The organism is Corallococcus sp. CA054B (genome assembly GCF_003611625.1).
GTDB classification, from domain to species: domain Bacteria; phylum Myxococcota; class Myxococcia; order Myxococcales; family Myxococcaceae; genus Corallococcus; species Corallococcus coralloides.
On the sequence record NZ_RAVY01000117.1, the window covers coordinates 20,963 to 31,834 of the forward strand.

The window sequence follows — 10,872 nt, forward strand, 5'->3', positions numbered from 1 at the left end:
GCCGGGAACGAAGCGGGGAGGGTGCTTCAGGCCGTCAGTGCGACGGCGGCGGGGCTTCCGCGCCGCTCTTGCCCTTGAGGGCCGAGCGGAACAGCACCGCGGTGAGGACGGCGAAGAACGCCAGGTCCCAGACGTTGGACCACGTCGGGTGCGCCAGCTCGCTCTCACCCACGGCGTTGAGGAAGGAGCCCACCGCGCCTTCATGCCCGAAGAGGGCGGGCAGGTTGATGGCGCGCGTCCAGGCCCCGTCGCTGGCGATTTCAAGGAAGGCAATCAGCACGCCCGCGATGGAGCCGCCCGCGATGTAGCCGGAGGACATCAGCGTGCCGGGGGAGAACTCGGACTCCGCCGCGGTGCCGCCGCGCAGCTTGTCCACGAAGTGGCGCACCATGCCACCCACGAAGATGGGGGCGCTGCTGCTGATGGGCAGGTACACGCCCACCGCGAAGGGCAGCGAGGACACGCCGCACAGCTCCAGCATCAGGGCGATGAAGACGCCCAGCAGCACCAGGTCCCACGGCAGCCGCTGCGTGAGGATGCCGTCGATGATGAGCGCGAACAGCTGCGCCTTGGGCGCGGAGTAGCGGGTGAGCGTCTGGCCCTCGTACTCGCTGATGCGGCCGCCGATGCCCGGGTCCACCACGTACTGGATGCTGCCCTGGTCATCCACCAGGTAGCGGCCGGCGGGCACGGGCGTGTCCGCGCCGCGCACGAAGCCTTCCTTGTAGACGCGGTCCGGACCGGCGGTGATGGCGCCCGCGTCCGACAGCTTCAGCGACGGGCCGTTGGCCGGCGCCAGCGTGAGGCCGGACAGCTGCTCGGCCTGCATCGGGCGCCAGCTGCGCAGCTCCAGCCCGCCGTCCACCGGCGTCATGTCCAGGCGCTCCGCCCACAGCGAGCGCTTGAGCTTTTCGGGCGTCATGCCGCGCTGGGTGAGCGCGTCCTGGGACACCGCCCAGCGCCAGGTGTGCTGGGTGCGCGTCTCCTGCGTCAGCTCCGTCACCTGCACGCCCGGGTGCGCCTCCGGGATGACCGCCGTGGCGCCCTGGTTGAGCAGCACCAGCACCAGGCCGATGAACATGGCGCTGGTGAGCACGCCGACGAAGAGGGCGATCTGCTGCTTCTTGGGCGTGCCGCCCACGAGGAACGCCGTCTTCAAATCCTGCGCGGTGGTGCCGCCGTTGGACGCGGCGATGCCCACGATGGCCGCCGTGGTGAGCGCCATGAAGCGATCCGACGACGACGTCCAGCCGAACAGCAGGTACACGAGGCAGGTGACGAGCAGCGTGGCCACCACCATGCCGGAGATGGGGTTGGAGGAAGAGCCGATCTCACCGGTGATGCGCGCGCTCACCGTCACGAAGAAGAAGCCGAAGATGACGATGAGGATGGCGGAGATGAAGTTCACGTGCAGCGGCGGCGCCAGCCAGATGGCGAGGATGAGCAGCGCGCTGCCCACCAGCACCACCGTGATGGGCAGGTCCTGATCCGTGCGCAGCACCGTGGGCAGGGCGCCCTGCGTGCGCGACTGGCGCAGCGTCTCCACGCTGCGCTTGAAGGCGCCCACGATGGTGGGCAGGGAGCGGATGAGGCTGATGAGGCCGCCCGTCGCCACCGCGCCCGCGCCGATGTAGAGCACGTACGCGTTGCGGATCTGATCCGGCGACATGTCCTTGATGAGCATCCCGTTGTGCACCAGCAGCGGCGTCTCCATGCCGCTGCCGAAGAAGGAGATCATCGGGATGAGGATGAGGTAGCTGAGCACGCCGCCGGCGAAGGTGATGCCCGCCACGCGCGGCCCGATGATGTAGCCCACGCCGAGCAGCTCCGGGGACACCTCCGTGGAGAGCGTCGCGGCCTTGAGCCCCTTGATGGGCGTGCCAATGGCCTCCTTGAAGAGCTTCATCCCGGAGTAGGCGAACTTGTAGACGCCGCCGATGATGAAACCCAGGATGACCGTGCGCGCGTTGGTGCCGCCCTGCTCGCCGACGATGAGCACGTCCGCGCTGGCGGTGCCCTCCGGGTAGGTGAGCTTGCCGTGCTCCTGGACGATGAGGCCCTGGCGCAGCGGAATCATCATCAGCACGCCCAGCACGCCGCCCAGCGCGGCGGTGAGGAACGCGTGCGTGAGGCTGATGTCGTAGCCCAGGATGAGCAAGGCGGGCAGCGCCGCCGCCACGCCGAACGCGAGCGACTCACCCGCGGAGCCCGTCGTCTGGACGATGGTGTTCTCCAGGATGCTGGAGCGCCCCAGGGCCCGGAAGATGGCGATGGAGAGCACCGCCACCGGGATGGACGCGGACACCGTGAGGCCGACCTTGATGGCCAGGTACACGGACGACGCCGCGAACACGATGCCCAGCACCGACCCGAGCACCAGACCGCGGATCGTCAGCTCCGCGGGCGACTGCTCGGGCGGGACGTAGGGCTTATGCGGGGCGGAACCATGCGCCTCCGCGAGGGGAACGCGATCATCGACGACCGGCGGGGAACCGTGGGACAAGCAGGCACTCCTGACAGGAAATCAGGGGGCCCGTTGTAGCAGGGTCTCCGCCGGGGCGCGAAAACAGCCCTCTAGCCCTGGGCGGCCAGCGTCTCCGGATCCACCTCCGCCATCAGGGCGGCCAGCTCCGACTTGAGCTTGTCCTTGGCGCGGATCTCCAGCTGGCGCGCGCGCTCGCGGGAGAAGCCGAAGTGCTCACCCAGCTCCTTGAGCGTCATGGGGCGCTCGTTCATCACGCGCTGCTCGATGATGAAGCGCTCGCGAGGGTCCAGGCGCATGAGGGCGGTGCGGACGCGGTTGTTGATGAGGCCCGCCTCCTCCTTGTCCGCGAACTCGTCGTCCTGGGGCGCTGCCGCGCTCACCACGAAGTCCACGTGGCTGTTGCCGCCGTCCTCGCCCATGGGCGCGTCCAGGGACAGGTCCCGGCCACCCATGCGCTGCTCCATCTCACGCACCTCGCCGGGCTTCACATGGAGCTTGCGGGCAATCTCATCCACGTTCACCACGGCCTCGCCGCTGCCCAGCTTCTCCAGCTCACGGCGCGTGCGGGCCAGACTGAAGAACAGCTTGCGCTGCGCCTGCGTGGTTCCAAGCTTCACCAGGGACCAGCTCTTCAGGATGTAGTTCTGGATGTACGCGCGGATCCACCACACCGCGTACGAAATGAGGCGGATGCCCTTGTCCGGGTCGAACTTCTGCACCGCCTTCATCAGGCCGATATTCCCCTCCTGGATGAGGTCCGACATCTTGATGCCGTAGGAGCGGTACTCGTAGGAGACCTTCACCACGAAGCGCAGGTTGCTCGTCACCAGGCGGTGGCCCGCGGCCAGGTCCCCCTTGATGAACCGGCGCGCCAGCTCCTGCTCCTCCTCCACCTTCAGGAGCGAGTACTGGTTGATCTCCGAGAGATACATCGCGAGGGAGCCAGAATTGGACGACTGCTCGGTCGAAGCCTGCATGGATGGATTCTCCAAATCGGGCCTCCTGCCGCGGCGGAGGCGCTTGAAAGGTGCTCTGGGTTCAAGTCCTACAACTTGACGTGTCTGCCCTGAGCAACCGGGATGCCAACCAGGGTTGGATGTATTCGCGTGTGTCTCCGAGGGGTTGGAGGACGCAGGTGGGCGTCTCTTGGCAACGGTCTGTAACCGTTACCCGTGGCCGATAGGAAATCCGCGGGTCTGCGAGGGGAGAAAATGCACGGCGCACGGCCCTGGAGCGCACGTCGCCATGACGTCCGCGAATGGGTTTCGCTGAAACGCTTAATGGCGACGCGTGGCGAGGGTGGAGACATTTCTCCACCTCGGCCGGGCGTTCCTGGGGAGGGCGGGCGACCGGCGACGGAAGCCCGCTTCCGTCCGGAGGGCACTTCTCTTCCGCTCAGGATGCGCGGGCGGTGGGGCCCGCCTGTCCGGCCGGCTTCGCGGCGCGGCGGGCAGCTTCGGCATCCAATGCACGGCGCAAGGTAGCGAGCAGGTGCTCGGCCTCTCCCTCGCGCAGGGCTCGGCCGCCAAAGCGGGCCTCCAGGTAGCGGCGGGTGAGCGGCGTCAGCGCCAGCGCCAGCGGGTGGCCTTCCCGCGCCAGGCGCGTGGTCAGGTCCTCCAGCGTCTCGTGTTCGAAGCGCGGCACGTGGGCCTTCTGGAGCACCGCGTCCACCCGGTCGAGGAAGCGCGTGGCCTCCAGCACCGGGGCGCGGCCCGTCCAGCGGGAGACGAGGCGGCCCGCGCGCCAGACGACGAAGGCCACGACGGCGGCCGTCACCCACGCGCGCGGTGGGGGCAGGCGGCTGGGGGTCTGGTTCGCGGGGGCGCCGGCCGGACGGCGCGGCGGGCGGACCAGTTTGCTCGCCAGCTCGAACTGGTCGCGGAAGGAGTAGTCGACGACGGAGTTGCGCCAGCGCGCCTCCACCGCTTCATAGATGGCGAGCAGCTGCTCCAGCAGCACGGAGCCCTGGCTCGGGCGGTTCGACGGCGGCGTCGCGTCCACGGTGACGAAGCCCCGCCCCGGGACGAGCACGTGGGTCCAGGCGTGCGCGTCGCCCGCGCGCAACAGGTAGCCGCCGTCCATGCGCGCGCCGCCATAGAAGCCCGTGGCGAGCCGCGCCCCGATGCCCTGCGTGCGCAGCATCAGCGTGAGCGCGGTGGCGAAGTGCTCGCAGTGGCCCGCCTTGCGCACGAAGAGGAACTCCGCCAGCGGATCCTCCGGCGTGCCTGCCTGCTCCAGCGTGTACGCGTAGTCCCGCTGCAGGAAGGCGGCGAGCTTGCGCGCCGCGGCCAGCGGCTCCTTCTCTCCCTGGAGCACCCGCGCCGCCAGCTGGGCGACGCGCGCGTCCAGCTGATCGGGCAGCGCCAGGAGCTGGTCGCGCTCCGCCTGGACCAGGGCGGGGGACATGCCCGCCTTCGCATCCGGCGGCAGGCTGTAGGCCTCGTAGGTGTACGAGGGCGCGGTGACGGTGAAGCGCACCTCGCTCCCGCCCTGGAGCTGCACCGGGCTGTACCGGGTGCCGGTGGGCGTGTGGGCCCTGGCGTTGCCCAGGCGCGAGGGCATCTCCAGCGCAATCAGCGTGCGGGCCCCGTACGCGGGCAGCAGCTCGATGCGCTGGTGGAGGAGCGTGTCGCTGGCGGGGCGCAGGGTGATCTGCCGCTCCGTCTGCTGCGCGCCGACGACGTTCGTCCACTCCATGCCGTCGAAGGTGTCGTAGGTGCGGCCCACCCAGTAGGCGTCCAGCGCTTCGCGGCCCGGATCCGGCGTGAGCGTGGCGCGCAGCACCACGCGCGGGTTGCCCTTGATGGTGCCCGCGCCGCCCAGCCGCACGGTGTTGGAGTAGCCCGCGCTGCTCACCGCGCCGAAGCCCGGCGCCGAACGCGGCCCCACCATGGCCCAGTTGAGGCGGGGGAAGAGGACGAAGAACGCCACCGCGCCGGCCACCGCGAACATCACGCCCGTGGACAGCGGCCGCAGCACCGCGCGCACCGGCACGGGCTCGCCGTCCGGCACCGCCGCCTCCACCACGCCCAGCGCCAGCGACAGGCTGGCCAGCACCCCGAAGGCGATGAGGAACAGCGCGTACGACATGTCGCCCGACAGCGCCGCGCCACCGGCCACCATCAAGAGTCCCGTCAGGTGCGTCTGGCCCTCCGCCGAGGCGTCAGGCGTGGACAGCATCCGCTGCGCGGCGATGAGGCTCGCGAAGGCGCACGCCGCCACCACCGCGTTCATCGCGCCGGCCGTCAGCTGGAGGCCCAGGAGCACCGCCGCGACCAGCAGCCCCAGCGCGGACAGGCGGGAGAAGCGCGCGACGAGCCGCACGTCGCACAGCGCCAGCACCAGCGCCCCGATGAAGACGCCCAGCACCCACACGGGGAGCTGGCCGGACATGGCCATCGCGCCAAAGGCGGAGCCCACCGCCAGGTCGCGCAGGGCGAGCCGCAGCCTCAAGGGGCGCTTCACGCCGCCTCCCGGGAGTCCGTCCCTGCGTCCGCGCCCTCGAAGCCCACCCATGCGAGCGCCTGGAGGATGCGCCGCTCCTGCGAAGCCCCCGCGGCCGGGCGCAGCGCTCGCTCCGGCAGCTGGAGGCCGACCTCGTGCCCGGCGTCCAGGAGCTGGTGCGCCTGGGCGGCGACCTCCTCACAGCGGCGCTCCAGCGCGTCACCCGTGAGGCCCGTCTCCAGCGCGAGCTTCCAGACGCGGCGCTCCTCGCGCTCGCGCTCCACCTTCAGGAGGCGCCCCGCCGCGGCGCTCTTCAGCCAGTGGATGCGGCGCGCGTCCTCGTTCACGGCGAGCTCGCGCAGCCCCGCCACGTCGCCGGTGCCGTCCAGGTGGCGCGGGCTGCCCGCCTCGCCCCGGGGGCCCTTCAGCGCGGGCCCCGGTTCCTTGCAGGCGTAGCCGCGGCGCGGATACACGAGCAGCGTCCCCTCCAGGGAGAACACGCGCGTCTTGGCGAACAGGCCCAGCGGCCACGTGGTGGTGACGCGCACGCCGGACAGGCGCACGGGGCCCCGGTGCGGCGCGGCCAGGTCCGCCCGGACGATGTGCTCCTGGCCCGCGGGCAGATGCCCCAGCCTCCCGGTGCCGGTGAGCGGGGAGAGGTCCTCGGAGAACGTCAGCGCGAAGCCGTGCCCCTTCTTGCGCGACACCGCCCAGCGGTAGGCGAAGGGCTCGCGCGCGAAGGCCGCGTCCGCGCCCACCCGGCGCACCGTCAGGTCGCGCAGGCAGCGCTCCGACAGCACGCCGGACACCACCACCATGCTGAGCAGCAGGCCCAGGAGCAGGTAGAGCAGGTTGTTGCCGGTGTTGAGCGCGCCCAGCCCCACGCCGAACGTCACCACCAGGTACGTGCGGCCCGTCTTCGTCACCGACAGCGTGCGCGGTGGGCGGAGCAGGGCGCGCAGCCGCGCCTTGAAGGGGGGACGCGCGGGGGCCTTCACCGGGGCGCCGCCACCTTGCGGGCGATCTCCTCCACCAGGTGCGCCGCCTCGTCCCGCGCGGACACGCCCTGCACGGCGCTCCTCAAGAGCACGCGGTGCGCCCAGCAGGGCACCAGCATGGCGCGCACGTCGCCGGGGGTGACGAAGTCGCGCCCCTCCCACAGGGCCTGGGCCCGGGCCGCGGACCCCAGCGCCAGCACCGCGCGGGTGGACGCGCCGCGCTCCAGGTCGCCGTGCTCGCGCGTGGCCCGCGCCAGCCGCACCACGTAGTCCGCCACCGCCGCGTCCAGCTTCACGTCCTGGGCGAAGTCACGCAGCGACGCCAGCTCCTCCGGCCCCGTCACGGCCTCCACCGACGGCAGCGGGGACGCCGCGCCGCGCGTGGTGAGCAGGCGCGCCTCCACGTCCGGCGCCGGGTGGCCCAGGGACAGGCGCACGAGGAAGCGATCCAGCTGCGAGTCCGGCAAGGGATAGGTGCCGGAGAAGTCCACCGGGTTCTGGGTGGCCACCACGGTGAAGGGCGAGGGCAGCGCGTGGGTCTGCCCGTCCAGCGACACCTGGCCCTGGGCCATGCCCTCCAGGAGCGCGGACTGGGTGCGCGGGGGCGCGCGGTTGAGCTCGTCCGCCAGCACCAGCTGCCGGAACAGCGGCCCGGGCCGGAAGGAGAAGGTGGCCGTCTGCGCGTGGAACACCTGCGCGCCCAGGATGTCCGCCGGCAGCAGGTCCGCCGTGAACTGGATGCGGGAGAAGGACAGGGCGCACGCGCGGGCCAGGGCCTCCGCCAGCGTCGTCTTGCCCACGCCGGGCATGTCCTCCAGCAGCAGGTGCCCGCCGGCCACCACGCAGGTGACGACGCGCCGCACCTCCTCCGGCTTGCCCTGCACGGCGCGGCCCAGCTGGGCGGCGAGCCGCTCCATCACCGCGCGCGCGGAAGCAGGGGAGGGAACTGGACCGAGGACGCGAGCGGGCTGGGTCATCTGGGCGCGGACTCTAGCCCAGGCGAACGCCAGCCGGCACCCCTCCAGGCCGCCCGTGTTCCTCGCCGGATGCCCGCCTGCCTTGGAGGCGCGGGCGCTTGCCGGGGATGCACGCGGCCCGGAGGGCCCACCCGACTCAGGCGGAGAGGATGTCCTCGGGCGTGTAGTACGCCCGGTGCGTCGTCGGAGAGGACAGCACGCCGAAGTAGCGGAACATCCGCTCGTGGTGCGTGGCCAGCCCGCGCAGCTGCACGGCGCCGTCCTTCAAGCCGTGGGTCAGGATGCCCACCGCGCTGTCCTTGAACTCACGCAGGTGCGCGAAGTCCAGCACGACTTCACTCTGGCCCAGCGCCTGGAGCGAGTTGCGCAGCTCCTGGGCAGTGCGGCCGTCCAGCGTTCCTTCCAGGCGCAGCGTGATCCGACCCGCCGCCTCCTCCCGATGAATCTGAAGCCCCGTCATGATCCGCGCTCCCGCTGAGGTGTGCACGTGTGTGCAGCTCGCGATGTGAATGGCGGCTGCCGCACGTTTCCGGACCACAGGGGTGGTCCGGTTTCCCACCGGGGGGTGGGGGTGCACAGCCGGAGCCGAACAGTGCACCTTCACCTGCGATCAGGTCAGTGGCAGGCATGCAACTTCGGCCGGAGTGTTGGCGAGCGAGCGAAGCGCGTGTCACGCAGCGGTCAACCCTTGCGGTCGGGTGTCGTCTGCTCGGCACGCAGGCTGATGGCGCGCTCCTGCTGGGCCTTCAGCTTGCGGAACTCCTTCACGACCTTGGCGGGATAACCGGCCATGAACTTCGCCCGGTTTTCCTTCTTGGCCAGGATGCGCCTGGCCAGCCCGGGACCCGCGTTGTAGGCGACGAGCGCGCCCTCCACGGAGCCGAAGCGGTTGATGAGGTCCGCCAGGTAGGCCGTGCCCAGGTTCACGTTCGTCTCGAAGTCGAAGAGGTTGGTGTGGCGACCCAGCCGCCAGCCGGACTTCTCCGCCAGGTACTTGCCCGTGTCCGGCATCACCTGCATGAGGCCCATGGCGCCCACACCGGACACCGCGTAGTTGTTGAAGGAGGACTCGCAGCGGATCAGCGCCACCACCAGCAGCGGATCCAGGTTGTTGCGCTCCGCCTCGCGGACGATGGCCACCGCCAGCCGGCGCTGCTGCCGCTCCGGGAGCCCGGAGGCGCGCACGGCCTCGGCCACGCCCAGCTGCTCCGCGCGGAGGTAGTCCGCCTCGTCTTCGTACTGCTGCAGCCGCGCCAGGGCGGCCTTGAGCTGCGCGTCCTTCTCCGCCAGCTGCGCCCTCAGGGCCGCGACGTCCGGCGCTTCACCCTGGGCACCCACCGGCACCTGCACCGGGAAAGCCACCGCGTTCGTCCCCACCAGCATCGCCGCCGCCACCATCGCCACCGTCCAACCCCGCATCTCGCCCTCCCCTGGCGCCCCAACCGCCCGCGCCCGCTGACTCGCCCACACCCAGCGGCTAAGCAGGCAACGTGCCAGCGTACGTAGCGTGCGCCAGCTGCCTCACGGATCCTTAAGAGAGGGGCTGAAACAGGACCGGCAGGGCCCACGGCATCCGGAAAAAATGCCCGGCCTGGGAAGTTTGTTTCCCAACCTGACCCTGCAGAAAGCTCCGCCTGTTGCCGCGGTGCCTCCTCGTTCCTAGTTTGCGCCCGGTCTGACTTTCGGGGCCCTGTGTGGCGGGAGGCGTGGCGTGTACTGGACCATGGGCATCATCTTGATGGTGTTGTGGGTGATGGGGCTGATCACCGGTTCGACGGAGGGGCAGTGGGTGCACCTCCTCCTGGTGTTCTCGCTCATCGCGTTCGTGCTGGCCGTCGCGTCGCTGGGGCGCCGGCGGGGGCTGGCATGAACCTGCCGGAGCTGGACATGGCGTGGCTGGAGCTGCCGCGGGACAAGGCGGGCTTCGTGCGGCGCGAATGTCCCCGCTGCCAGCGCTCCTTCAAGACGCGGCCCAGCCGCCACGACGCGGGGATGCTGCAGCGGCTGCTCGCGGGCTACTTCCCCTTCGAGAACCTCCACGAGGCGTACACGGCGGAGGAGCTGCCCGCGTGGCACTGCCTGTACTGCGGCCACCGCGCGCTGCCGGACGCGTGGCTCACGCCCGAGCAGTCCGCGCACGTGGAGCAGATGGCGCGCGCGTGGGCGAACCATGTGCGGTACGAGCAGCTGGCGTACGTGCAGCGCACGCTGTCCCAGAACCCGCGGCCCACCTTCGTCTCCGTGGCGCCGGAGCCGCTGCCCCGGCCGCTGCCTCCGGACGAGGAGCTGCTGCGCACGCTCCCCATGGTCTGCTGCGGGGACGAGGTGCAGGCGCAGTGGGAGTGGGATCAGCCGATGGTCTGTCCGCGCTGCGGCGCGCACCACGGCGGGCTTTCGGGCCGGCAGCAGGTGCAGCTGGAGTTCGTGCGCGAGTAGTGGACGGGCAGGGCGCGCGGAGGGCAGGCTCCTTCGCGCGATGAAGCCGTTCCCCGCAGCCCGGGTGGTGTTGCTGGCCCTGCTCCTGTGGGGCCCGGCCGCCGCCCACGCCCATGAAATGGAGGTCGCGCCCGAGGCGGTGAACGGGTTCGCCGGCTGGGTGGGCGAGGGCATCCGCCACATCCTGGCCGGGGCGGATCACCTCCTGTTCCTCTTCGCCGTGCTGCTGGTGGGCGGCTCGTTCCGGCGGATCCTCCTGCTGGTGACGTCCTTCACGCTGGCGCACTCGCTGACGCTGGGGCTCACCGCCCTGGGCCAGGTGACGCTGGACGCGCGGGGCACGCGGTGGGCCGAGGCCGCGATCGCCGCGTCCATCCTCTACATGGCGCTGGAGAACCTGCTCCTGCGCCGGCACGGACACCGCGCGGGGCTCACCTTCCTGTTCGGCCTGGTGCATGGGCTGGGCTTCGCGAGCGTGCTCGGCGGCTACGGGTTGGGCACGGGCGTGGTGACAGCGCTCGTGGGCTTCAAC

10 protein-coding genes are annotated in these 10,872 nt (G+C 71.1%); 3 read left to right on the forward strand and 7 right to left on the reverse strand.

From position 1 onward, the window contains the following. Positions 1-34 precede the first annotated feature (34 nt). The 7 genes from D7V80_RS25500 to D7V80_RS25530 all read right to left on the reverse strand — a co-directional run bounded on the left by D7V80_RS25500 (position 35) and on the right by D7V80_RS25530 (position 9,323). Positions 35-2,503: an OPT family oligopeptide transporter gene (locus tag D7V80_RS25500; protein ID WP_120590644.1), complete on the reverse strand. Its 2,469-nt coding sequence runs from the start codon at positions 2,501-2,503 to the stop codon at positions 35-37. 71 nt (positions 2,504-2,574) lie between these two features. Beyond that, a complete protein-coding gene (locus tag D7V80_RS25505; RefSeq protein WP_014396039.1) occupies positions 2,575-3,462 on the reverse strand; it encodes an RNA polymerase factor sigma-32 in 888 nt (295 codons plus the stop codon). Positions 3,463-3,880: 418 nt separating this feature from the next. Continuing rightward, on the reverse strand, positions 3,881-5,950 hold the full coding sequence (locus tag D7V80_RS25510; RefSeq protein WP_199738850.1) for a DUF3488 and DUF4129 domain-containing transglutaminase family protein: 2,070 nt from the start codon (positions 5,948-5,950) through the stop codon (positions 3,881-3,883). Beyond that, positions 5,947-6,927 (reverse strand): DUF58 domain-containing protein, encoded by a 981-nt coding sequence (locus tag D7V80_RS25515; protein WP_120590646.1) that lies wholly within the window; start codon positions 6,925-6,927, stop codon positions 5,947-5,949. Before D7V80_RS25515 ends, D7V80_RS25510 begins: the two co-directional genes overlap by 4 nt. Beyond that, the gene (locus tag D7V80_RS25520) at positions 6,924-7,904 is read right to left on the reverse strand and encodes a MoxR family ATPase (RefSeq protein ID WP_120590647.1); all 981 of its coding nucleotides are present in this window, start codon (positions 7,902-7,904) and stop codon (positions 6,924-6,926) included. The genes D7V80_RS25515 and D7V80_RS25520 overlap by 4 nt, the downstream gene beginning before the upstream one ends. Before the next feature lie 136 nt (positions 7,905-8,040). Continuing rightward, positions 8,041-8,364: an STAS domain-containing protein gene (locus D7V80_RS25525; RefSeq protein WP_120590648.1), complete on the reverse strand. Its 324-nt coding sequence runs from the start codon at positions 8,362-8,364 to the stop codon at positions 8,041-8,043. Between the two features lie 221 nt (positions 8,365-8,585). Further along, positions 8,586-9,323, reverse strand: coding sequence for a lytic transglycosylase domain-containing protein (locus D7V80_RS25530; protein ID WP_120590649.1), 738 nt, complete (start codon positions 9,321-9,323; stop codon positions 8,586-8,588). Between the two features lie 304 nt (positions 9,324-9,627). Between D7V80_RS25530 and D7V80_RS25535 the strand changes: the two genes are divergently transcribed. From D7V80_RS25535 to D7V80_RS25545, 3 genes are all read left to right on the forward strand, one after another. After that, the gene (locus D7V80_RS25535; protein ID WP_014396045.1) at positions 9,628-9,774 is read left to right on the forward strand and encodes a lmo0937 family membrane protein; all 147 of its coding nucleotides are present in this window, start codon (positions 9,628-9,630) and stop codon (positions 9,772-9,774) included. Continuing rightward, the gene (locus D7V80_RS25540; RefSeq protein ID WP_120590650.1) at positions 9,771-10,340 is read left to right on the forward strand and encodes a hypothetical protein; all 570 of its coding nucleotides are present in this window, start codon (positions 9,771-9,773) and stop codon (positions 10,338-10,340) included. Before D7V80_RS25535 ends, D7V80_RS25540 begins: the two co-directional genes overlap by 4 nt. Before the next feature lie 40 nt (positions 10,341-10,380). Further along, the coding region (locus D7V80_RS25545) for a HupE/UreJ family protein (protein ID WP_147447213.1) at positions 10,381-10,872 on the forward strand (492 nt) is incomplete at its 3' end.

Excerpts from the sequence above, each read along its gene's own strand:
- D7V80_RS25505 (WP_014396039.1), bottom strand. The coding sequence starts at position 3,462 with ATGCAGGCTTCGACCGAGCAGTCGTCCAATTCTGGCTCCCTCGCGATG.
- D7V80_RS25520 (WP_120590647.1), bottom strand. The coding sequence starts at position 7,904 with ATGACCCAGCCCGCTCGCGTCCTCGGTCCAGTTCCCTCCCCTGCTTCC.
- D7V80_RS25525 (WP_120590648.1), bottom strand. The coding sequence starts at position 8,364 with ATGACGGGGCTTCAGATTCATCGGGAGGAGGCGGCGGGTCGGATCACG.
- D7V80_RS25530 (WP_120590649.1), bottom strand. The coding sequence starts at position 9,323 with ATGCGGGGTTGGACGGTGGCGATGGTGGCGGCGGCGATGCTGGTGGGG.
- D7V80_RS25535 (WP_014396045.1), top strand. The coding sequence starts at position 9,628 with ATGGGCATCATCTTGATGGTGTTGTGGGTGATGGGGCTGATCACCGGT.
- D7V80_RS25540 (WP_120590650.1), top strand. The coding sequence starts at position 9,771 with ATGAACCTGCCGGAGCTGGACATGGCGTGGCTGGAGCTGCCGCGGGAC.